The organism is Halolamina litorea (assembly GCF_026616205.1).
In the GTDB taxonomy this organism is placed as follows: domain Archaea; phylum Halobacteriota; class Halobacteria; order Halobacteriales; family Haloferacaceae; genus Halolamina; species Halolamina litorea.
In genome coordinates, this window is the sequence record NZ_JANHGR010000001.1 from 701724 (window position 1) to 722022 (window position 20299).

Annotated in this window: 22 protein-coding genes; 11 read left to right on the forward strand and 11 right to left on the reverse strand. The window is 68.1% G+C overall.

Annotated elements, in window-relative coordinates; genetic code table 11:
* Positions 1-18: 18 nt before the first annotated feature.
* The 4 genes from NO998_RS03745 to NO998_RS03760 all read left to right on the forward strand — a co-directional run bounded on the left by NO998_RS03745 (position 19) and on the right by NO998_RS03760 (position 3868).
* Entirely contained in the window at positions 19-867 is an 849-nt protein-coding gene (locus NO998_RS03745) for an HpcH/HpaI aldolase/citrate lyase family protein (RefSeq protein WP_267645701.1), read from the forward strand.
* Positions 868-935: 68 nt separating this feature from the next.
* Positions 936-2189 carry a Glu/Leu/Phe/Val family dehydrogenase gene (locus tag NO998_RS03750; protein ID WP_267645702.1) on the forward strand — a complete coding sequence of 418 codons (1254 nt, stop codon included), beginning with the start codon at positions 936-938 and terminating at the stop codon, positions 2187-2189.
* 114 nt (positions 2190-2303) lie between these two features.
* Positions 2304-2708, forward strand: a complete 405-nt coding sequence (gene ribH / locus NO998_RS03755) for a 6,7-dimethyl-8-ribityllumazine synthase (protein WP_267645703.1) — start codon at positions 2304-2306, stop codon at positions 2706-2708.
* Positions 2705-3868 carry a pyridoxal phosphate-dependent aminotransferase gene (locus NO998_RS03760; RefSeq protein WP_267645704.1) on the forward strand — a complete coding sequence of 388 codons (1164 nt, stop codon included), beginning with the start codon at positions 2705-2707 and terminating at the stop codon, positions 3866-3868. The genes ribH and NO998_RS03760 overlap by 4 nt, the downstream gene beginning before the upstream one ends.
* A gap of 54 nt (positions 3869-3922) precedes the next feature.
* On the opposite strand, the gene NO998_RS03765 is transcribed toward NO998_RS03760, so the two are convergent.
* The 3 genes from NO998_RS03765 to NO998_RS03775 form a co-directional block, all read right to left on the reverse strand.
* Complete coding sequence (locus NO998_RS03765) at positions 3923-4936, reverse strand: cytochrome c oxidase subunit 3 (protein ID WP_267645705.1); 1014 nt, start codon at positions 4934-4936, stop codon at positions 3923-3925.
* Between the two features lie 66 nt (positions 4937-5002).
* Positions 5003-5980: an aldo/keto reductase gene (locus tag NO998_RS03770; RefSeq protein WP_267645706.1), complete on the reverse strand. Its 978-nt coding sequence runs from the start codon at positions 5978-5980 to the stop codon at positions 5003-5005.
* Positions 5981-6031: 51 nt separating this feature from the next.
* The gene (locus tag NO998_RS03775) at positions 6032-6238 is read right to left on the reverse strand and encodes a hypothetical protein (RefSeq protein ID WP_267645707.1); all 207 of its coding nucleotides are present in this window, start codon (positions 6236-6238) and stop codon (positions 6032-6034) included.
* 119 nt (positions 6239-6357) lie between these two features.
* On the opposite strand from NO998_RS03775, the gene NO998_RS03780 reads away from it, so the two are divergent.
* Positions 6358-7878, forward strand: a complete 1521-nt coding sequence (locus NO998_RS03780) for a cryptochrome/photolyase family protein (RefSeq protein ID WP_267645708.1) — start codon at positions 6358-6360, stop codon at positions 7876-7878.
* A 210-nt stretch (positions 7879-8088) separates the two neighbouring features.
* On the opposite strand, the gene NO998_RS03785 is transcribed toward NO998_RS03780, so the two are convergent.
* The gene (locus NO998_RS03785) at positions 8089-8373 is read right to left on the reverse strand and encodes a DUF7545 family protein (protein ID WP_267645710.1); all 285 of its coding nucleotides are present in this window, start codon (positions 8371-8373) and stop codon (positions 8089-8091) included.
* A gap of 147 nt (positions 8374-8520) precedes the next feature.
* Positions 8521-9618, reverse strand: coding sequence for an NAD(P)/FAD-dependent oxidoreductase (locus NO998_RS03790; protein WP_267645711.1), 1098 nt, complete (start codon positions 9616-9618; stop codon positions 8521-8523).
* Between the two features lie 123 nt (positions 9619-9741).
* On the opposite strand from NO998_RS03790, the gene NO998_RS03795 reads away from it, so the two are divergent.
* Positions 9742-10038 carry a DUF357 domain-containing protein gene (locus NO998_RS03795; RefSeq protein WP_267645712.1) on the forward strand — a complete coding sequence of 99 codons (297 nt, stop codon included), beginning with the start codon at positions 9742-9744 and terminating at the stop codon, positions 10036-10038.
* A gap of 1 nt (position 10039) precedes the next feature.
* Here the strand turns inward: NO998_RS03795 and NO998_RS03800 are convergent, their stop codons facing one another.
* From NO998_RS03800 to NO998_RS03815, 4 genes are all read right to left on the reverse strand, one after another.
* On the reverse strand, positions 10040-10975 hold the full coding sequence (locus NO998_RS03800; protein WP_267645713.1) for a phosphotransferase enzyme family protein: 936 nt from the start codon (positions 10973-10975) through the stop codon (positions 10040-10042).
* 2 nt (positions 10976-10977) lie between these two features.
* Complete coding sequence (gene cysS / locus NO998_RS03805; protein WP_267645714.1) at positions 10978-12456, reverse strand: cysteine--tRNA ligase; 1479 nt, start codon at positions 12454-12456, stop codon at positions 10978-10980.
* Positions 12457-12522: 66 nt separating this feature from the next.
* On the reverse strand, positions 12523-13026 hold the full coding sequence (locus NO998_RS03810) for a DUF7523 family protein (protein WP_267645715.1): 504 nt from the start codon (positions 13024-13026) through the stop codon (positions 12523-12525).
* A 76-nt stretch (positions 13027-13102) separates the two neighbouring features.
* Positions 13103-13642, reverse strand: coding sequence for a DUF7524 family protein (locus NO998_RS03815; RefSeq protein ID WP_267645716.1), 540 nt, complete (start codon positions 13640-13642; stop codon positions 13103-13105).
* Positions 13643-13759: 117 nt separating this feature from the next.
* Here NO998_RS03815 and NO998_RS03820 point away from each other — a divergent pair, with 117 nt between their 5' ends.
* On the forward strand, positions 13760-13906 hold the full coding sequence (locus tag NO998_RS03820; RefSeq protein ID WP_267645718.1) for a hypothetical protein: 147 nt from the start codon (positions 13760-13762) through the stop codon (positions 13904-13906).
* 9 nt (positions 13907-13915) lie between these two features.
* Here NO998_RS03820 and NO998_RS03825 read toward each other — a convergent pair whose 3' ends face one another.
* Both NO998_RS03825 and NO998_RS03830 read right to left on the reverse strand, forming a co-directional pair.
* Positions 13916-14311, reverse strand: a complete 396-nt coding sequence (locus tag NO998_RS03825; RefSeq protein WP_267645719.1) for an OsmC family protein — start codon at positions 14309-14311, stop codon at positions 13916-13918.
* 69 nt (positions 14312-14380) lie between these two features.
* Positions 14381-15103, reverse strand: coding sequence for a metal-dependent hydrolase (locus NO998_RS03830; RefSeq protein ID WP_267647182.1), 723 nt, complete (start codon positions 15101-15103; stop codon positions 14381-14383).
* A gap of 133 nt (positions 15104-15236) precedes the next feature.
* On the opposite strand from NO998_RS03830, the gene NO998_RS03835 reads away from it, so the two are divergent.
* The 4 genes from NO998_RS03835 (at position 15237) to NO998_RS03850 (ending at position 20261) form a co-directional block, all read left to right on the forward strand.
* A complete protein-coding gene (locus NO998_RS03835; RefSeq protein ID WP_267645720.1) occupies positions 15237-16022 on the forward strand; it encodes an XdhC family protein in 786 nt (261 codons plus the stop codon).
* Positions 16023-16096: 74 nt separating this feature from the next.
* Positions 16097-16762 carry a (2Fe-2S)-binding protein gene (locus tag NO998_RS03840; RefSeq protein ID WP_267645722.1) on the forward strand — a complete coding sequence of 222 codons (666 nt, stop codon included), beginning with the start codon at positions 16097-16099 and terminating at the stop codon, positions 16760-16762.
* 2 nt (positions 16763-16764) lie between these two features.
* Positions 16765-19269: a xanthine dehydrogenase family protein molybdopterin-binding subunit gene (locus NO998_RS03845; RefSeq protein WP_267645723.1), complete on the forward strand. Its 2505-nt coding sequence runs from the start codon at positions 16765-16767 to the stop codon at positions 19267-19269.
* 2 nt (positions 19270-19271) lie between these two features.
* Positions 19272-20261 carry an FAD binding domain-containing protein gene (locus NO998_RS03850; protein ID WP_267645724.1) on the forward strand — a complete coding sequence of 330 codons (990 nt, stop codon included), beginning with the start codon at positions 19272-19274 and terminating at the stop codon, positions 20259-20261.
* Positions 20262-20299 lie beyond the last annotated feature (38 nt).

Consider the following 20299-nt stretch of genomic DNA (forward strand, 5'->3'; position numbering starts at 1 on the left):
GCCGGCCAACCGTCGGCTATGGCACGCAGAAGCCTGCTGTTCTCACCCGGCGACCGTCCGGAACTGATGCGGAAGGCGCCCGGCTCCGGCGCCGACACGGTCTGTTTCGACTTGGAGGACGCCGTTGCCCCGGGCCGGATGGCCGAGGCCCGCGAGGCCGTCCACGGCGTGCTCGCCGACCCCGAGTTCGACCCGGACTGTGAGGTGACCGTGCGCGTGAGCACGGCCGCGGCCGCCGACCTCGACGCCGTGCTCGGCGACGACCCCGAGGCCGTCCGGCTGGACGGCGTGATGGTGCCCAAAGTCACCGACGGCGACGACGTGAGTTGGATCGCGGACCTCCTCGACGAACACGACGTCGACGCGGCCGTGATCGCGCTGATCGAAACCGCCCGCGGCGTGCTGAACGCCGAGGAGATCACCGACGAGCGCGCGACCGACGCCATCGCGTTCGGCGGCGAGGACCTCGCGGCGGACATCGGTGCCACCCGAACCGAGGAGGGAACCGAGATCCTCCACGCCCGCCAGCAGGTGCTGCTCGCGGCGAGCGCGGCGGGCGTCGACGCCATCGACACGGTGTACACTGACTACGAGGACAGCGACGGCCTGCGGGCGGAGACGGAGTTCGCCCTCGAACTCGGCTACGACGGCAAACTCGCGATCCACCCGGCACAGGTGCCGGTCATCAACGAGGCGTTCACGCCGGCCCCCGAGCGCGTCGAGTGGGCAGAACGCGTGGTCGCCGCCCGCGACGAGGCCGACGCCGCGGACCGCGGGGTGTTCAGCGTCGACGGCGAGATGATCGACGCCCCACTGATCGCCCAGGCCGAACGGGTGCTTGAACGGGCCGAGGCGGACGAGCAGTAGTCTGTCACGGTCTTTCCCACCACTACTTCGGCAGGCTTATTCGGGGAACCGCCAATATCCTCCCCAGAATGTCAGACGAGGCAAACCCGTTCGAGAGTCTGCAGGAGCAGATCGACGACGCTGCTGCGTACCTCGACGTCGACGACGACGTCATTACTCGGCTCAAGTACCCCGAGCGGGTGCTCGAGACGAACCTCACTGTGGACATGGACGACGGGTCGATCGAGCGCTTCAAGGCGTTCCGATCGGAGTTCAACGGCGACCGCGGCCCCTACAAGGGGGGGATCCGCTACCACCCGGGCGTCGACCGTGACGAGGTCAAGGCCCTCTCGGGCTGGATGGTGTACAAGTGCGCCGTCGCCGGCATCCCCTACGGCGGCGGGAAGGGCGGCATCGTCATCGACCCCGCGGAGTACTCCGCCAACGAGATCGAGAACGTCACCCGCGCGTTCGCCGAGGAGCTTCGACCGTTCATCGGCGAGGACAAGGACATCCCCGCACCGGACGTGAACACCGGCCAGCGGGAGATGAACTGGATCAAGGACACCTACGAGACGCTGGAGAACACCACCGAACCCGGCGTCGTCACCGGCAAGTCAATCGAGGCCGGCGGGAGCGAGGGCCGCGTCGAGGCGACCGGCCGCTCGACGATGTTCACCGCCCGCGAGGCGTTCGACTACCTCGACAAGGAGATGGAGGGCGCCAGCGTCGCCGTCCAGGGCTACGGCAACGCCGGCTGGATCGCCGCCAAGCTGACCGACGAACTCGGCGCCGACATCGTCGCCGTCTCGGACTCCTCGGGCGCAATCCACGACGCCGGCGGCTTCGACCCCGTCGCCGTCAAGGAGTTCAAGAACGAGACCGGCTCCGTCAGCGGCTACGAGGGTGCCGAGTCCATGAGCAACGCCGACCTGCTCACGATGGACGTCGACCTCTTGATCCCCGCGGCACTCGAGAACGCCATCGACGGCGACCTGGCAGAGGACGTCGAGGCCGACGTGATCGTCGAGGCCGCGAACGGCCCGCTCACGCCCGACGCCGACGACGTGCTGACCGGGAAGGGTGTCCACGTCTTCCCGGACATCCTCGCCAACGCCGGCGGTGTGACCGTCTCCTACTTCGAGTGGGTCCAGAACCGCCAGCGCTTCTACTGGGACGAGGAGCGTGTCAACGACGAACTGGAGTCGGTCATCACCAGCGCCTTCGACGACCTCACGACCGCCTACGAGAGCTTCGACCTGCCGAACTTCCGGACCGCGGCGTACGTCGTCGCCATCCAGCGCGTCGTCGACGCCTTCACCGACAACGGCAACTGGCCCTGAGCGCGAACCGAACCGCGATCGCCCGTTACGGCTTTTCCCGTTCGTTAAGTGACACGGAACGCCCCGTATCGCCCGCTTCGGTAGTTCTTTCATCGCCGACGCCGAGGATCGCGTATGACCAATCTCGGACTCGTGGTGGCGCAGTTCAACGCCTCTGTCACCGAACAGATGGCGGACGCGGCGGCCGACGCCGCAGCCGATCGGGGGGTCGATCTGACCGAGACCGTCGACGTGCCGGGCGCCTACGACAGCCCGCTCGCGGCCGACCGACTGGCCCGCCGTGACGACATCGACGCCGTCGCCGTCGTCGGCGCCGTCGTCACCGGCGACACCGACCACGATCAGGTGATCAGTGACGCGACCGCACAGTCGCTCCAGTCTGTGGGGCTGGACCGGGACACGCCGATCACGTTCGGCATCTCCGGGCCGGGACAGAGCGGCGCGGAGGCCCGCGAACGGGTGGAGAAGGGTGCGGCGGCCGTCGATGCCGCGGTCGACCTCGTGGAGGCCCTGCCATGAGCCGCGAGTGGGAGTTCGCCGAGCGCGTCGGCCGCGTCGAGCCGTCGGCGACCATCGCCATCGGCAACAAGGCCAGCGAACTGGAAGAGCAGGGCGTCGACGTGGTCGACCTCTCGGTCGGCGAACCCGACTTCCCGACGCCCGAGCGCGTCCGCGAGGCCGGCCAGGAAGCGATCGCTGACGGCCACACCGGCTACACGCCGTCGAGCGGGATCCCGGAGCTCCGCGAGGCGATCTCGATGGACCTGAAGGGGAAAGGAATCCCCGCCGGCCCCGAGAACGTCGTCGTCACGCCCGGCGCCAAGCAGGCGCTGTACGAGACCGCACAGGCGCTGGTCGACGAGGGCGACGAGGTCGTCCTGCTGGACCCGGCGTGGGTCTCCTACGAGGCGATCATCAAGCTCGCGGGCGGCGACCTCACCCGCGTCGATCTGGGCCAGCACGACTTCGAACTGGAGCCCGCGCTGGACGATCTGGCCGCGGCGATCTCCGACGAGACGACGATGCTGATCGTGAACTCACCGTCGAACCCTACCGGCGCCGTCTTCTCCGACGCCGCACTGGAGGGAGTCCGTGATCTGGCGGTCGAACACGACGTGACCGTCGTCGCCGACGAGATCTACGACCAGATCACCTTCGACGCCGACCCGACCTCGCTGGCCTCCCTCGATGGCATGGCCGAGCGGACGGTGACGGTCAACGGCTTCTCGAAGGCCTACTCGATGACCGGCTGGCGGCTGGGCTACCTCGCGGCGCCCGAGCCGATGATCGATCAGGTCTCGAAGATCCACAGCCACTCGGTGACGTGTGCGGCCAACTTCGTCCAGCGCGCCGGCGTCGAGGCGCTGCAGAGCGTCGAGACCGAGGTGGCGACGATGGTCGAGGCCTTCGAGAAGCGCCGCGACCTCGTCGTCGACCTGCTCGCCGACCGCGGGAAGGTGATCCCGCGCCCACAGGGGGCGTTCTACGCGATGATCCCGACCGATGAGGGGCCGACCGACGACGTGGCGTGGTGTGACGCCGCGATCGAGGACGCCCACGTCGCGACCGTTCCCGGAAGCGCGTTCAACGCGCCGGGCTACGCCCGCATCTCCTACGCCGCCAGCGAGGAGCGCCTCAAGGAGGGCTTCTCGCGGCTGGCCGAGGAAGGCCTGATCTGACCCCCCGGCCGACTCGTTTCTAGCGGTTCCCGTGGTTCCCCGGTTTCCGCGGTTTCAGTAGATCGACGCGCCCGCGTAGAGCGCGGCGACGAGGAAGAGCCAGACCACGTCGACGAAGTGCCAGTACAGCGAGACCAGCGCGACCGAGAGGTCACGCTCCTCGTCGAACTGGCCCTGTTTCCCGCGAACGTAGGTGATCACCAGCAGGAGCGTCCCGAAGGCGACGTGCAGGCCGTGGAGCCCCGTCAGCCCGAAGAAGGCCGAGAAGAACACGCCGCTGGTCCAGTCGACCCCCTCGAAGACGATGAACTCGTTGTACTCGACGATCTGGCCGGCGAGGAACAGTCCGCCGAGGCCGATGGTGATCCCCAGTAGCCGGTGGAACCGCTCCCGGTTCCCCGAAGCCAGCGAGTGGTGAGCGAAGTGAAGCGTGACAGAGGAGAGCACCAACACGGCCGTGTTGCTCACGACGAGGACGTTCAGGAGGTCGATCTCCGGCAACAGCGAGTCCGCTGGCGGCCACGGCCCCGCGCGGATGTCGAAGTAGTAGGCGAACAGGGCGCCGAAGGTAGCGATCTCCGAGGCGATGAAGCCGAGCATCCCCCAGCGCAGCGAGCGGGCGCTCCGGCGGTCGGTCCCACGGGTCCAGAAGTGCGCGATGAAGCCGTGATAGAGCCAACCGTAGACGCCGATCAGCGTGATCCCGACGGCGCCGACGAACGCGATCGGTCCGATCTCGGGCGCGACGATCGAGTTCCGGCCGCGGCCCAGCAGGAACAGCGCGGCGCTGACGTAGACCGCCGCGGCGCCGATGGCGGTGAGGATCGGCCACCACGACGCCTCGCCGACGCCCCGGGGCCAGTCCTCGACGACCGGGTGGTGCTCGTGGTCGTCGTGGACGGCATGAGCGTCGTCGCTCTCGACCGGCTCGGGCTCCTCGGCTGTCTCGAACTGGAAGCCGCTCTCGGCCTCCTGCCAGTCGTCGCCGTCGCTGGTGGCGTCGTCGGTCGACCCGGCGTCGCCGAGGAACTCGAACCCCTCGCCGTCGCCGTCGGCGTCACGACCCATTCGTCCGAAACCCACAGGCCGCGCCAATAAATGCGTCCACGGCCGGAGTCACCGGACCGTGCCGGCTCAGCGGTGGCCCGAGACTTCGACCGGCTCGTAGGGTGCTTCGAGATACTCCATCTCGGAGGACGAGAGCGACACGTCGAGGGCTTCGACGGCGTCCTCCAGGTGTTCGACGCTGGTGGTGCCGACGATGGGGGCGTCGACGGCGTCCTTGTGGAGCAGCCACGCGAGCGCGATCTGGGCCATCTTGAGCCCCTTCTCGTCGGCCAGCTCCTCGACGCGTTCGTTCACTTCGCGGCCGCCGTTGTCGAGATACGGGTGGCGGTCGGCGTCGGACTCGCTCTGCCCGCGCGCGGTCGCCTCAAGCTCCTCGTGGGGCCGAGCGAGGAACCCCCGGGCCAGCGGCGACCACGGGATGACGCCGACGTTCTCCTGCTGGGTGAGCGGGAGCATCTCGCGTTCCTCCTCGCGGTAGAGGAGGTTGTAGTGGTTCTGCATGGTCGCGTAGCGTTCGAGGTTCTCGCGTTCGCTGGTGTGGAGCGCGTCGGCGAACTGGTGGGCCCACATCGAGGAGGCGCCGACGTAACGGGCCTTTCCGCGGCGGACAGCATCGTCGAGTGCCGACATCGTCGTCTGGATCGGGGTGTCGTAGTCCCAGCGGTGGGTCTGGTAGAGGTCGATGGTGTCCATCCCCAACCGGTCGAGGGAGGCGTCGAGCTCCTGTTCCAGCGCCTTTCGCGAGAGTCCGCCGGAGTTCGGATCGTCCTCGCGCATCTGGAAGAAGCCCTTGGTGGCGACGACCATCTCGTCGCGGTCGTACTCCGCGAGCGCGTCGCCGAGGATGCGCTCGGACTCGCCCCGCGAGTACATGTTTGCCGTATCGAAGAAGTTGATCCCGAGTTCGACCGCGCGGTCGATCAGTTCCCGGCCGTCCTCCTCGCCGAGCACCCAGTCGCGCCAGTCGGGGTCGCCGAAGCTCATGCAGCCGAGCGCGATCCGCGATACCTTCATGCCCGTGTCGCCGAGGGTGGTGTACTCCATGCGGGTGGGTTGCACGCAGCGGGCAAAAAGCCACCCACGCCGGCGAACCCCTTAGTCCCGGAAACTCGCGGCGTAGACGAGGAACGCCCCCGTCAACAACACGAACGCGAGAAACGTCACCAGCGAGAGGACGATCACGATCGGTCCTAACACGTCGAGGTAAGCGTCGCCGCCGGCCGTCGCCGACAGCGCGATGGCTGCGAGCAGCGCGGCGATCAGTCCCAGCAGCCAGTCTCTCAGCAGGTCTTCGTACTCCATGGTCTCCACTCCGCCCGTGTAGGGTAAACTCCACCGGCCGGACGAACTTTACCCCGAGCGCTCGAGGTCCCCGCCATGGAACCGCCCCGCTACGCCCCACGTCCCGACCGACGACGACGATGACGCTGTGGCTGCTCGGTACCCACCTCGACCGGACCGCCGACTACCTCGCCGAACACGACCGCGTTCTCCTCGTCGAGGCGACGGCGTTCGCCGACCGCCGACCGTACCACCCGCACAAGCTGACGCTCGTGTTCGCGGCGATGCGCCAGTTCCGCGACGACCTGCGCGAGCGCGGCCTGACAGTCGACTACCGGCAGGCCGAGACGTTCGCTGAGGGGCTCGACGCTCACTTCGACGACCACCCCGAGGACGACCTGACGATACCTCGGCCGGCCGCGCACGGCGCCGAAGACCGGCTTCGCGGGCTCGTCGACGCCCGCGGTGGGAGCCTCTCGTTCGTCGCCAATCCGACGTTCCTGCTCACTCCCGACGAGTTCGACGAGTGGGCCGACGGCCGAACCACGAACGACCCCGACACCTACCGCCTCGAAGGGTTCTACCGCCACCTGCGCCGCGAGACGGGCGTGTTGATGGACGGCGACGAACCCGTCGGCGGGGAGTGGAACTACGACGAGGAGAACCGTGAGACGCCACCCGACGACTGGGAGCCGCCGGAGCCACCGCTGTTCGAACCTGACGAGACCACCCGCGAGGTAGGCTCGTGGGTCGACGCCGAGTTCGAGACGTTCGTCGACGGCGACACAGAGGCCGCACCGTTCCGCTGGCCGGTCACCCGTGAGGAGTCGCTGTCGGCGCTGGAGACGTTCGTCGACGCCCGGTTCGCCGAGTTCGGCCGGTACCAGGACGCGATGGTCGCGGGCGAATGGGCGATGAGCCACTCGCTGCTCTCGGCGTCGATAAACCTCGGGCTTCTCCGCCCGATGGAAGTGGTCGAACGGGCCGAGCAGGCCTACGAGGACGGTGACGCACCGATCAACAGCGTCGAGGGGTTCGTCCGACAGCTACTGGGCTGGCGGGAGTTCATGCGTCACGTCTACCGACGCTCCATGCCGGAGATGGCCGAGGCGAACCAACTCGACCAGCGCGAGGAACTCCCGCCCGCGTACTGGACCGGCGAGACCGACATGACTTGCCTCTCGGAGGCCGTTAACCACGTCCGGGAGCGTGGCTACGCCCACCACATCGAGCGCCTGATGGTGCTCTCGAACTTCGCGCTGGTCTACGGTGCCGACCCCGGAGCACTCAACGAGTGGTTCCACCAGGGGTTCGTCGACGCGTTCCACTGGGTCACGACGCCCAACGTCGTCGGGATGGGCTCGTTCGCCACCGACGCACTCTCCTCGAAACCCTACGCCTCCTCGGGGAGCTACGTCAATCGCATGAGCGACTACTGCAAATCGTGTCCCTACGCCGTCTCGCGGGACACCGGCGAAGGGGCGTGTCCGTTCAACAGCCTCTACTGGACGTTCCTCCGGGACAACGAGGAGACCCTGCGCGGGACCGGGCGGATGGGCCTGATGTACTCCCACGTCGACGACAAGGACGACGAGGAGTGGGAGGCCCTCGAAGCGCGCGCCGAGACGGTCAGGGAGAAGGCCCGGAACGGGACGCTCTGAGCCGGCCCCGCGGTGGCGAACAGGTGGCCCGACGGCTCCGCGAGCCGGTGGGTCACGCTCCCGCCATGTTCGGCCCGCGGCGGCGTTCACCGCACGGCGAGGATGGTCGCGCTATCGCTGAAAAACTCCGGGCGGCGTCGACGGCCCTTGCGGCGCCGACGGCGCAGTCGCTGACGGCCGGTGAAAAACGGGTGAGAAGTGTGGGCGGCGTTAGTGCTGGTGCCCCATCGCCTCGCTAAGCGAGAGCCCGAAGCGCTCCTCGAAGAGCTCCTCGAGCGTGTCGTTGGCTTCCTGGATCTCGTCGCTCGTGCCACCGTCGGCGTGGTGGACGCGGGCGTGGGCCTGCTGGGCGAACGCCTGCAGCACGATGTCGCCGATGATCTGGGAGCCCTGCTCGTTCTTGTCTCGAAGCAGATCGAGCATCGCGGGGGGCACTTCGACCGTGTCAGTCTGTCCGCCGGGACCTTCGATGGTGTAGGTTTCCGTCTCGGCCATACCCGTCGATGGAGTCTCGGACGTAAGGCTCTGTGGGTCTCGGTCGAACGTTCACCTTCCGGAATGGACGCCGGCGGCCCCTTCGTCTCGGGCCGCCAGCGGCGAAAACCCCTCAGTCGTCGCCGATCATCCGCAGCGGCGACACCTTCAGTCGTCCCCGGTTGCCGCCTCGGGCGCGGCCTCGACGCCGAGTTCGCCGGCGCGCTCGCGCTCTTCCAGCCAGTCGTCGGCGTCGAGTGCCGCCTCGCTCCCCATGCCGGCGGCGGTCACCGCCTGCTGGTAGTGGTGGTCGACGACGTCGCCGGCGCCGAAGATACCGGGCACGTCCGTCGCCGTCTGCCCGCCGTCGCGGCCGCCCTGCGTGATGATGTAGCCCTCGTCGTCGCGCTGGACGCCGGTCCCTTCGAGGTAGTCCGCGTTCGGCGTGTGGCCGATGGCGTAGAACACCGCGCCCACGTCCATCTCGAAGGTCTCGACGCTCTCGTCGCCGGCGTCGAGTTTCTCCTTGGGGTGGCCCTCGGGGTGGCGCACCAGCGACGCGGTGTCGATGCCGTCCTCGGGGGTCCCGTTGATCTCGGTCAGTTCGGTGTTCCAGAGGATCTCGACGTCGCCGCTCTCGACTTTCTCCATGATGCGGTCGATCCAGTAGTCCTCGGCGCGGAACTCGTCGCGCCGGTGGGCGATGTAGACGGTGTCGGCGAACTTGGTGAGGAAGTTCGCCTCCTCCATGGCGGCGTCGCCGCCGCCGACGACGAGCATGTCCTCGCCGCGGAAGAACGCGCCGTCACAGGTCGCACACGTCGAGAGCCCGTAGCCCATCAGTTCGTCCTCGCCGGGGACGCCGAGCGTCCGCGCGGAGGCGCCGGAGGCGGCGATGAAGGCGTCGCAGGTGTAGACGGTGCCGTCGCGCATCTCGACGCGGAACGGCGGCGCGGCGGTGTCGTCGTCGCTCTCGCCGAGGCCGGTCACGTCGGCGACGATGCCGTGGTCGGTCTCGGCGCCGAAGCGCTTGGCCTGCTCTTTCATGTTGTTGACCAACTCCGGACCGGAGATGCCCTCGGGGAAGCCCGGGTAGTTGTCGACTTCGGTGGTGAGGGTAAGCTGACCGCCCGGCTCGTCGCCCTCGAACACCAGCGGCTCGTTGTTCGACCGCCCGGCGTAGATGGCCGCGGTGAGCCCGGCGATACCCGTCCCGGCGACGATCAGGCGACGGTGCTCGACCGCCTCCTCGACGTGTTGAGTCATGGATCAGGCTACGGTACTGTCGGGTATGTACGTTATGCTGTTGGTGTACCGTGCGTGCAAGACCGTGGCCGCGAGGGGCCGGCGCTCCGACAGCCTTACCGACCGAGCGCCGGACCTCGGAGTATGCCCGCCGACCTGGAGGAGAAGACCGACCGCTACGGCGAGATGTTGGCCGACGCCCTCGAGGCCGCCGAACCGGCGGCGCCGCCGGGGACGCCGCTGGGCGAGGCTGCCGCCGAGACCTACGAGATGGCCGACTCCTACCTCGACGACGGCCGGCACTTCCGCGCGGCCGACGACCCGGTGAACGCGCTGGCCTCGTTCTCCTACGGCTACGGCTGGCTCGACGCGGGCGTTCGGTTCGGGCTGTTCGAGGTTCCCGCGGACACGGAGCTGTTCACGACCGACACCCAGCAGTAGGCTACGACCGGGCGTCGTCGATCATCTGGGCGAGCCGATCGTCGTAGAACGCCGCCTCGGCGTCTGAGAACGCCCCGATTTCGAGCATGCCGGCGACCGGCGCCACCAGACTCTCGACACGGTAGAGCGACTCGACGCGGCCGAACCCCTCCGGAAAGGGTCGTACCGACCGATAGCCGTCGTAGAACGACTCCCGAACCGACCACTCCGTCACGGGGTCGTGCATCCACGAGGCGTTCACGGCCTTCACCAGGTCCCGGGCGTCGTGGCCGGCGTAGGCTCGGTCGAAGTCGATCACGCCGGTCAGCTCGTCGCCCTCGAACAGGACGTTGTCCGGGCTGAAGTCGTCGTGACAGAGCACCGGCTCGAAGTCGGTCGGTATTCGGTCGCCCGCGTCCTCGAACAGCGCCGCGATCGCGTCGACGGCGTCGAATCCTGCCTCACGGAGTGTGTCGAGGTTGTCCTTGAGTTCAGCGAGCAGCCACGCTCGGTGATCCGACTCGAACACCGGGTCGACCACCGGCTCGTCGCTCTCGAACCGGAGTCGCCCGGGAACGTCGAAATCGGGGCCGTAGGCGTGGATCCGCGCGAGTTCGCGGCCGGCCGCTCGCATCCGTGCCGCCGAGATGTCCAGCTTCGCCGGCTCGCCCGGCAGTCGCTCGACGACGACGTACTCCCGTCCTGCGTGCGTTTCGACGCCGTCGCTCAGCACCTCGGGCACCGGAACCGGGGTGTCGCGGAACAGCCGGTAGCAGCTCGTCCCCAGTCTGAGGGAGTCGACGCCACCGCCCCGATCGGAGGCGAACTGGACGACGACTGCCCGTCCTGCCACGTCGACGAAGTAGGTTTCGTGGAGGCGCCCGACCTCGGCACGCTCGACGTGGTCCGGCGCGGCCCCGAACGTCCGCTCGGCGATCACCGTGACGGCTGGGTCCATGCTCAGTCGAACCGGTAGCTCGGGCCGTCGTCGCTGTCCTCGACTTCCACGCCGAGGGCTTCGAGACGGTCCCGGAGGTCGTCGGCGCGTTCGTAGTTGCCTGCCTCGCGTTCCTCCTCGCGGAGGTCGAGGACCAGTTCCACGAGGTCCTCGGCGATCTCGGCCTCGCCCTCGGTGGCATCGCCGAACTGGAGGCCGAAGACGCCCTCGCCGTACTCCTCGAAGAACTCGATCGCCTCCCGGAGCGCCCGGTAGTCGTAGGGGGCCCCGCTCTCGACGTGGCGGTTGATCGCGCCGGCGACTTCCAGCAGTTCGGCCATCGCCTCGCGGGCGTTGAGGTCGTCGTTCATCGCCGCCTCGAACTCGGTCCGGGCCGCCGCGAGCGTGTCACGGAACGCGGCGTCCTCGGTCTTGGTCAGGGCGTCGGCGCTGTCGGCGTGTTCGGTCGCGGTCTCGTAAGCCCGTTCGAGTCGCTCCCAGCGCCGGCGGGCCTCCTCGATGGTATCCTCGGTGTAGGCCTGCTGGGAGCGGTACTCCGCGGAGGCGTAGAACGTGCGCAGGACGTTCGGGCCGAACTCCCGGACGGCGTCGCCGACGGTGAAGAAGTTCCCCAACGAGGAGGACATCTTCTCGCTGCCGGCCTGCATGAAGCCGACGTGGAGCCAGTAGTTGGCGAACGGCTGGTCGGTCGCGGCCTCGCTCTGGGCGATCTCGTTCTCGTGGTGGGGGAAGACGAGGTCCTGCCCACCCATGTGGATGTCCAGCGTCTCGCCGAGGTGCGTCATCGACATCGCCGAGCACTCGACGTGCCAGCCCGGGCGGCCCTCGCCCCACGGCGACTCCCACGTCTCGCCCGTCGGGAGCGGCCCCTCGTGGTCGTGCTTCCGGTGTTCCTCGACCGCGTCGGCACCGACGCCGTCGGCCTTCCAGAGCGCGAAGTCCGCTGGGTTGCGCTTCTCTCCCCGCTCGTCGGGGTCGCCCTGCTCCTCGACCTCGTCGACCTCCTGGTTCGAGAGTTTGCCGTACTCCGGGAACGCGGTCACGTCGAAGTAGACCGAGCCGTTAGCCTCGTAGGCGTAGCCCTTCTCGACGAGCGTCTCGATCAGGTCGACGATCTCGGGGACGTGCTCGGAGACGCGGGGGTAGACCTCCGCGCGCAGGAGGTTCAGGTCGCGCATTCGTTGGAGCACCTCGTTGGTGTAGTGGCGGGCCACGTCGGCCTCGGTGTCCCAACCCTCACGCTCGCCGACGCGGGCGGTGATCTTCTCGTTCACGTCGGTGACGTTCTCGACGTGGCGCACGTCGTAGCCCTCGTGGGCCAGCCAGCGGTGGAGGATGTCGGCCTGCGCCCAGAGTCGGGCGTGGCCGAGGTGGGGGTCGTCCGAGACCGTCAGCCCGCAGACGTAGAGCAGGACCGAATCGCCGCTCGCTTCGAACGGTTCGCGCACACCCGAGAGGGTGTCGGTCAGCGAGAGAGTCATGGGCGAGCGTTCTCCGGCCGGCGGTTTGAAGCCGTCGGAAACGCCGCTCGCGGGTGCCTCGACGACTCAGACCGGAACCCGGTCGAGAGCGTTCTCGACCGCCCGGAGCGCCGCGACGCCGTCCCGGCGCGGAACGACGACGAGCAGGGTCCCGTCGGCGACGGCGGCGGCCTCGGTGTCGATGTCCTCGGCGTCGAGTCGGCCACAGACCGACGCGAGCGCAGCCACGTCGACCTCGCCGGCGGCGATTACGGCCGTCGACGACCCGGCGTCGGGGGCGACAGCGGCGCCGCCGACCGAGAGGAGCGGGTCGGCGTCGGCTTCAGCGCTGCCGGCCTCGACGAGGCCGACGCCGCTCTCCATCCGGACCCGAGCGTCGACATCGGCAGTCTCGAACGGCGGGAGGTCGTCGGCGAACCGCCGGAGCGCCGTGGCAACGGCGTCGGTCTCCCCGGCGCTGTCGTCCAGGAACTCGGCGGCGGCGGTGTAGTTAACAACGCCGGCCCGGAGCGCGTACAGGAGGAACGGCTGTTCGCGGACCGCCTCGCGGGTCGCTGCTGCGGTGGACATGCGCGAGAATCGCCGGGGGGACGGCAAAAGTCCATCCACCCACGGTCGTTCCGTCGGACCTACTGGGGGCGACCGGTCAGGCCAGCGCGAGCACGACCCCGACGACGGTGATCAGCGCCACGAAGGCGGCGGCGGCGACGACGACGGTGCTCCCGACGCTCACCGCGACGGCGGCCGCCGCCAGGAGCGCCACGCCGGCGAGCGAGAGCAGCGCCACCGTCTCGGCGTCGGGCGGTTCGCGTTGTTCGATCTGTGGGGTCCCGAGGTCGTCGTCCACGTCGATGCCGTAGCCCGACTCCCGCGAGGGCTCGACCCGGACCTCGACCGTCGCCGTCTCCGCGCCGTAGCCGACCGAAATCGTGAGCGTCCCCGTCACCGGCGTCTCGATCGAGCGGGTGTCCACGCGGAGGTGGCCGATCCCGTCGCCCCCGACGTACTGGCTCCCGTCCCGGAGTCGTGCCACCCGAGAGAGCGTCTCGTCCAACCTCACGTGTACGTGTGACCCGCCCCCGTGGTTCTCCACGGCCACGTCGAACGGCCCGTCGGCGACGAACGACGCCGGCGCGTCGATGTCGCGGGGGCGTTCACGGTTCAGGTGGACGGAGAGCGCCGACACGTTTGGCGGGTGAGTATCGAGGGGGCAAAAAGCTTCACCCCGAAGACCGGCCGTGAGGCGGGCGCTGCTCCCGATTTCGGGGTAACGCTTATGCTGACTGCGCCGAATGTTTGGTGTATGGGTGCAAGTAGCACACCGCCCGTCGTTCGCGACGAACCGTCCCGCAACCACGGTCCGGACCTCACGGCCGTCGGTACCGACCTCGTCATCTGTGACGGCGAGGCGATGACCTACGGGGCGTACCGACGGGACCGAGGGGAGTAGACTCCCCGGTTAGAAGGCGCCGCCGTCGAACGTCGTTTCTGCGTGAAGGTCCGTCTTGAGCGCGTCGTGGACCTTACAGAGTTCGAACGCGCGGTCGATGGCCGGCTGGGCGTCGGCCTCGCTCACGTCGGCCTCCGCGGAGATGTCGAACTGGATCGCCGCCAGCTTGTCGTCGTCGTTGAGGTCGCCGGTGATCGAGAGTTCGAGCTTCCCGAGGTCGCCCACGTCGCGCTGTTTGGCCCCGACGCGGAGCGCGGGGACGTAGCAGGCGCCGTAAGCGGCGAGCAGCGACTCCAGCGTGTCGGGGGCGGACTCCCCGCCGGGGTCGATGTCGACGGAGAAGTCGCCGATGTCTGTCGTGGACTCGTAGCCTTCCTCGGAGACGGTGGTGACCTGTTTGCTCATTTGCGAGCAGAAGTTGGGGTGGTCGGGGCCTAAATCTTGCTGCCCCGGCCCCGACGCGAACGGGGCAACCTACTCCGCGAGGGTGTAGGACTCGTCGCCGTCGAGGACGACGACCTCCGCGTCGCTCCCGGTCGCCTTGACCTCGCGGACGAAGTCGTCGGTCTCGATCTCGATCGGCGGGAACGTGTCGTAGTGCATCGGGAACGCGGTGTCCACGTCGAGCCAGTCGACCGCGATGGCGGCCTGTGCCGGCCCCATCGTGAAGTGGTCGCCGACCGGTACCGCGGCGGCGTCGGGTTCGAGGAACGGCCCGATCACGTCCTTCATCTCGGTGTGCAGCGAGGTGTCGCCGGCGTGGTAGAACGTGGTGGCGTCGGCGTCGGACTCCTGTGTCGGTTTCTTGTCGCTGATGACGAAGCCGGCGGGCATCCCCCCCGAGGCGCCGTAGCCCGTGTCGAGTCCGTTCGAGTGGTCGGCCCGGACCATCGTGACGAACGCGTCGCCGAGTTCGACGGTGCCGCCGAGGTTCATCCCGGTGGAGTCGTCGATGTCGTAGTTGTCCGCCAGATAGCCCGTGATCTCCGGCGTGGCGACGAAGTGGGTCCCCTCGAAGCGGTCAGCGTCGCCGATGTGGTCGGCGTGGCCGTGCGTGATCAGGACGTGGTCCGGGTCGACCTCCTCGGGGTCGATCTCCGTGAAGGGGTTGTCGAAGAACGGGTCGATCAGGAACTCGGTGTCGTCGACGGTAACCGTCCAGGTCGAGTGGCCGTGCCAGGTGACTTCGAAGGACATGCGACCGACAGTAGGGTCGGACCCATCCTGAATGTTGCCCCCGATGTGGTAATTCGCCACCGCCGATAGCTCGGCGTCGGCGTCGTCGCCGACGTGCGACATCCATAAGTCCCGAGAGCGGCGAGACCGGGTAATGGGAGTCCACCGACGAGCGGCCGAACTCACCGATGCCGGTGAGACGGTCGCCATCGCGACGGTTACCGAGGTCGAGGGGAGCGCTCCGCGCGAACCCGGGGCGACGATGCTGGTTCGGGAGAACGGGGACATCGAGGGCACCATCGGCGGGGGCACCGTCGAGGCGCTCACACAGGAGGCCGCACTCGAAGCGATCGAGGAACGCGAGCCACGGAACGAGCGCTGGGAGCTGACCCGCGACGGCAACACGGGGATGGTCTGTGGCGGCTCGATGTCGGTGTTCATCAACGTCTTCGTCGGCGCGCCGGAACTCATCGTCGCCGGCGCGGGCCACATCGCGGTGCCGCTCTCGCGGATGGCCGACGAGATGGGCTACGACGTGTCGGTCGTCGACGACCGCGAGGGGTACGCCGATCCGGAGCGGTTCCCCGAGGCGACCGTCTACACCGGCGACTACGACGAGGGCATCGCGGAGTTCGGCATCGGCTCGAACACCGCCGTCGCCATCGCCAGCCGGAGCGGCACGTTCGACCGTATCGCCGCCGCGGAGGCGCTGCAGCGGGGAGCCTACTACGTCGGCCTCGTCGCTTCTGACACGAAGGCCGATCACGTCCGCGAAGGGCTCCGTGAGGACGGCGTCGACGACGAGGCGATGGAGCGACTGCACGCCCCCGTCGGCATCGACGTCGGCGGCGGCGCACCCGAGGACGTGGCCCTCTCGATCTTGGCTCAGCTTAACCGCGTTCGGCACGGCCTACCGGCGACACCGGAAACCAGCGAATAGGAGGCTTAGGCGGGCCTAAAACCGAAGTTCCGAGGTCCGAACATTAAAGACCGTTCAGGACCGCTAATCAGGGTATGTCGACAGACAGCACCGATCCTGACGATACCCCATCCCTCGGCGGGGATGACGACGGCGGGTTCGACGACCCGTCACGCCGACAGGTAATCAAGGGCGCCATCGGGGGCACGCTGGTCGCCGCAAACGCGTACCTGTTCAACAACGTCCGGCAAGTCGCCGCCGACGACGGGAGCAGCGACCCCGGCCTACGGGAGCAGGTCACGGGTCAGGTCATGCTCAACGTCAACGGTCGCCAGCGGACGGCGACGATCGCCGACCAAGAGCGACTCACTGAAACGCTACGTAACCAACTCGGTCTCACCGGTTCGAAGTTCGGCTGTGACCGAGCGATGTGTGGTGCCTGTACCGTCGAGGTCGACGGCAACCCCGTGTACGGCTGCACCTACTTCACCCGTGACGCCGTGGGCACGGAGATCACCACGATCGAGGGCCTGGAGTCCGACGGCGAACTCCACCCGCTGCAGGAATCGTTCGTCGAGGGACTCGGCGGCCAGTGTGGCTTCTGTACTCCCGGTATGATCATGAGCGCGAAGTCGCTGCTCGAGGAGAACCCCGATCCGAGCCGCGAGGAAGTGAAGGAAGCGCTCGCGGGCAACCTCTGTCGGTGCGGTAACTACGAGAACGAGATCGACAGCGTGCTCGCCGCGGCGGAGGAGATGTAACCATGTCTGAGGACTTCAAACACGTCGGCGAGGACTTCGAGGTACCGGACGGCCGACCGAAAGTGACCGGTGAGGCGCGCTACGTCGACGACTACCAGTTCAACAACCTGCTGCACGCCAAGACGGTCAAGTCGCCGTACGCCCACGCCCGTGTCGTCAACATCGACACGTCCGCCGCCGAGGCGATGGACGCGGTGAAGGCAGTCGCGACCTACGAGGACGCCCCCGAACCGGGTCTCGGTCAGCCGGTGCTCGCGGAGGAACCGATGGTCTACGGCTACCCCGTCGCTGCCGTCGCCGCCGACAACGAGTACGCCGCCGCCGCGGCCGTCGAAGCGATCGAGGTCGAGTACGAGGTGCTGGATCAGGTAACCGACCCGATCGAGACGCTCAAGCCGGGCAGCCCGAACGCCCGCCCCGAAGGGAACGTCCCGACCGGCGAGGCTGGCGGCGAGAGCGCCGAAGGGCAAGGCGGCGCCAGCAACCAGGTCGGTACCGTCAAACTCGACAGTGCGGAGTTCACTGACGAGGACGGCAACGATCTGGTGATGCCGCGGAACATCCCCGACGAGGCGTGGAACCTCAAGTGGTCGTGGGGCGACGTGAGCGAGGGGTTCGAGAAGGCGACGGAGATCGTCGAGAACACCGTCAAAGCACAGCCGATCCCGACCAACCCCCTCGAGCCGCGATCGACCGTCATCGACTGGGGGGCCGATGGGCGAGTGAAGGCGTGGGTCTCCAGTCAGAGTATGAGCCTGACCCACACCGGTCTCGCGGGGATGCTCGGCATCAGCCCGGCGAACCTCACCATCATCAACAACTTCACCGGCGGCGGGTTCGGCTCGAAGGGGACCAGTTACCCCCAGATGGGCGTCCCGGCCCTGCTCTCGAAGCAGGTCAACCGCCCCGTGAAAATCCGCGGCAGCCGAAAGGAGGAGTTCCACTGGGGTAACGGCCGTGCGACGATGATCCTTCGATCGAAGATCGGCGTCGACGACGACGGGAAGATCGTCGCCATGGACCTCGAATCGATCGGTGACGCCGGCGCCTACGGCGCCGACGCTCTCTCCACGATCAGTTCCGGCTACAACTGCCTCTCGCAGATCTACCAGCCCGAGACCCTCCGTGTGCGTGGGCTCGGGGTGTTCACCAATACGCCCAAGCGTTGGCCACAGCGTGGCCCCGGGCAGAACCAGGCGGGCATGGCGATCGCGCAAGTGATCGACGAGGCCGCCGAGGCCATCGGGATGGACCCGTACGAGATCAAGCGGATCAACGCCGCACAGCAGGACGCCCCCGACGGCGAGTTCGATCCGGAGAACGCCCCGGTCGCCAACGCCTCGCGAGCGCCGATGTCGAGTGCACACCTCGGTCGGGCCTACGAAGAGGCTGCCGAGGCGATCAACTACGAGGAGAAGCGCGAGCGCTCCGGAACGATGGAGGGCTCGAAAGTGTACGGTGTCGGCTCCGGTGGCGCCTCTCACCACTGTGGGTACATCGGCTTCGACGGCCTCGTCGGCGTCCACACCGACGGCACCGTCGAGGTCCGACAGGGTGCCGGGAACCTCGGGACCGAGTCCTTCGCCGCGGTCGGCCGGATGGTCGCCGAGACGATGGGCGTCCCGTGGGACCAGGTAGAAGTCTCGTGGGGCCGCAGCGACGAGGCCTCCTTCTCGCTCGGGCAGTTCTCCTCGAACACGACGTTCACCGAGGGGCTGGCCAACGTGAAGGCCGCCGAGACTGCGATCCAGTACCTCACGGAGCTCGCTGCCGACGAACTCGGCGGCGCACCCGAGGACTACGAAGTCACCGAAGGCGAAGTCGTCAACGGCGACACGGGCGAGAGCCTCACCCTCGGCGAGACGGCACAGCTCGCCGTCGACGCCGGCGGCAAGTACGACGGGAGCGAGATCCCCCAGAAGTACCAGGAGAGCCTGGTGCCGCTGACCATCGGCGCCGCCCGTGGACTGACCGGGAACGCGCTCGTCGCGTTCGGGAAGTCCACCGGCGAGGACATGGGCGGGTACGTCACCGCCATGGCCGGCGCCATCGCCGAGGTTTCCGTCGACGTTCAGACCGGCGAGGTCAACGTCGAGGAGATGGCCAACTGGAACGACTCCGGCCGCGTCATCCACCCCGAGAGCTTCTCGGCACAGGTGGAAGGCGGGACGATCCAGGGAACCGGCTACGCGCTTATGGAGCAGTACCGCCACGACGAGGACACCGGTATCCCGCTCAACACTGACTTCTACAAGAACAAGGCGCCGGGGATCCTCGACTACTCCGAGACCCCGCTGAAAGTCGGCGCCGTCGGCGCGCCCGACCCGTTCGGGCCCCACGGCGCGAAAGGTGTCGGGGAGCCGCCGTACGGCTCCGCGGCTGCCGCAATCGCGAGTGCCGTGCGTGACGCGCTCGGCGTGACGTTCACGGACTTCCCGATCGACCCGAGTTCGGTACTCGAGAAGATCCGGAACGGTGAGACGGCGATCGACCCGGAGGACATCTAACAATGCAACAGGACATGATTCCGCCGCTCGAACACATCGACGCCACCAGCGTCGATGAGGCGGTGCGAACACTACGTGAGCACGGCACCGACGCCGCGACCATCGCGGGAAACACCGACGAGATCAACTGGATGAAAAACCGGATGCGCACGCCGGAGGTCCTCGTCGACATCAAGGGGATCGAGGAGCTCCACGGCGTCGAGACCACCGGTGACGGTGGCCTGCGAATCGGCGCGCTCACGACGCTCACCGAGGTCGTCGAGAGCGACGCCGTCAACGACGGCTTCTCCGTGATCGCCGAGGCCGCCGAGCAGGTGGCCACTCCCCAGATCCGGAACCAGGGCACCATCGGCGGGAACCTCTCACAGGACTCCCGCTGCTGGTACTACCGGAACGGGTTCGACTGCTACCGTGCGGGCGGGAACACCTGCTACGCCATCACCGGCGAGTCCCGTGACCATGCGGTCACGGACTACTCCCGGTGTATCACGGCTCACCCCTCCGACGGCGCCGTCGCGCTGATGGCGCTCGACGCGGAGGTCGTGATCGAGGGCGCCCGCGGCGAACGCCGCGAGAAGCTCTCGGAGTTCTTCGTGGGTCCCGAGGAGAACATCACCGTGATGAACGACCTCGCCCACAACGAGATCCTGAAGTACATCGAGGTGCCCGCGACGTACAAGGGCGCGAACTTCTACTACGAGAAGGTGACCGACCGCGACTCGTGGGACTTCCCCATCGTCAACATCGCGGCCGCCATCCAGACCGACGGCAACAGCGTCTCCGACGCACGCCTGGTCAGCAACGGGCTGGCGCCGACGCCCAAGCGACTCCGCCGCGCGGAGAGCGCCATCCAGGGCCAGTCGCTGAGTGACGGCAACATCGCCGACGCGAGCGACTCCGTGCTGCCCAACGCGGCGCCCCAACCGGACAACGCCTTCAAGGTCGACCTCGCGGACAACCTCGTGAGCCGCGCGCTGTCGAGCGCACAGTAACGGCTCGCTTCCGTCTCCCGGCCCCGGATTTTTTTCGA

Bases quoted from the DNA above. Each gene is read 5' to 3' on its own strand.
- NO998_RS03745 (WP_267645701.1), top strand. From the start codon at position 19: ATGGCACGCAGAAGCCTGCTGTTCTCACCCGGCGACCGTCCGGAACTG.
- NO998_RS03750 (WP_267645702.1), top strand. From the start codon at position 936: ATGTCAGACGAGGCAAACCCGTTCGAGAGTCTGCAGGAGCAGATCGAC.
- ribH (WP_267645703.1), top strand. From the start codon at position 2,304: ATGACCAATCTCGGACTCGTGGTGGCGCAGTTCAACGCCTCTGTCACC.
- NO998_RS03760 (WP_267645704.1), top strand. From the start codon at position 2,705: ATGAGCCGCGAGTGGGAGTTCGCCGAGCGCGTCGGCCGCGTCGAGCCG.
- NO998_RS03765 (WP_267645705.1), bottom strand. From the start codon at position 4,936: ATGGGTCGTGACGCCGACGGCGACGGCGAGGGGTTCGAGTTCCTCGGC.
- NO998_RS03770 (WP_267645706.1), bottom strand. From the start codon at position 5,980: ATGGAGTACACCACCCTCGGCGACACGGGCATGAAGGTATCGCGGATC.
- NO998_RS03775 (WP_267645707.1), bottom strand. From the start codon at position 6,238: ATGGAGTACGAAGACCTGCTGAGAGACTGGCTGCTGGGACTGATCGCC.
- NO998_RS03780 (WP_267645708.1), top strand. From the start codon at position 6,358: ATGACGCTGTGGCTGCTCGGTACCCACCTCGACCGGACCGCCGACTAC.
- NO998_RS03785 (WP_267645710.1), bottom strand. From the start codon at position 8,373: ATGGCCGAGACGGAAACCTACACCATCGAAGGTCCCGGCGGACAGACT.
- NO998_RS03790 (WP_267645711.1), bottom strand. From the start codon at position 9,618: ATGACTCAACACGTCGAGGAGGCGGTCGAGCACCGTCGCCTGATCGTC.
- NO998_RS03795 (WP_267645712.1), top strand. From the start codon at position 9,742: ATGCCCGCCGACCTGGAGGAGAAGACCGACCGCTACGGCGAGATGTTG.
- NO998_RS03800 (WP_267645713.1), bottom strand. From the start codon at position 10,975: ATGGACCCAGCCGTCACGGTGATCGCCGAGCGGACGTTCGGGGCCGCG.
- cysS (WP_267645714.1), bottom strand. From the start codon at position 12,456: ATGACTCTCTCGCTGACCGACACCCTCTCGGGTGTGCGCGAACCGTTC.
- NO998_RS03810 (WP_267645715.1), bottom strand. From the start codon at position 13,026: ATGTCCACCGCAGCAGCGACCCGCGAGGCGGTCCGCGAACAGCCGTTC.
- NO998_RS03820 (WP_267645718.1), top strand. From the start codon at position 13,760: ATGGGTGCAAGTAGCACACCGCCCGTCGTTCGCGACGAACCGTCCCGC.
- NO998_RS03825 (WP_267645719.1), bottom strand. From the start codon at position 14,311: ATGAGCAAACAGGTCACCACCGTCTCCGAGGAAGGCTACGAGTCCACG.
- NO998_RS03830 (WP_267647182.1), bottom strand. From the start codon at position 15,103: ATGTCCTTCGAAGTCACCTGGCACGGCCACTCGACCTGGACGGTTACC.
- NO998_RS03835 (WP_267645720.1), top strand. From the start codon at position 15,237: ATGGGAGTCCACCGACGAGCGGCCGAACTCACCGATGCCGGTGAGACG.
- NO998_RS03840 (WP_267645722.1), top strand. From the start codon at position 16,097: ATGTCGACAGACAGCACCGATCCTGACGATACCCCATCCCTCGGCGGG.
- NO998_RS03845 (WP_267645723.1), top strand. From the start codon at position 16,765: ATGTCTGAGGACTTCAAACACGTCGGCGAGGACTTCGAGGTACCGGAC.
- NO998_RS03850 (WP_267645724.1), top strand. From the start codon at position 19,272: ATGCAACAGGACATGATTCCGCCGCTCGAACACATCGACGCCACCAGC.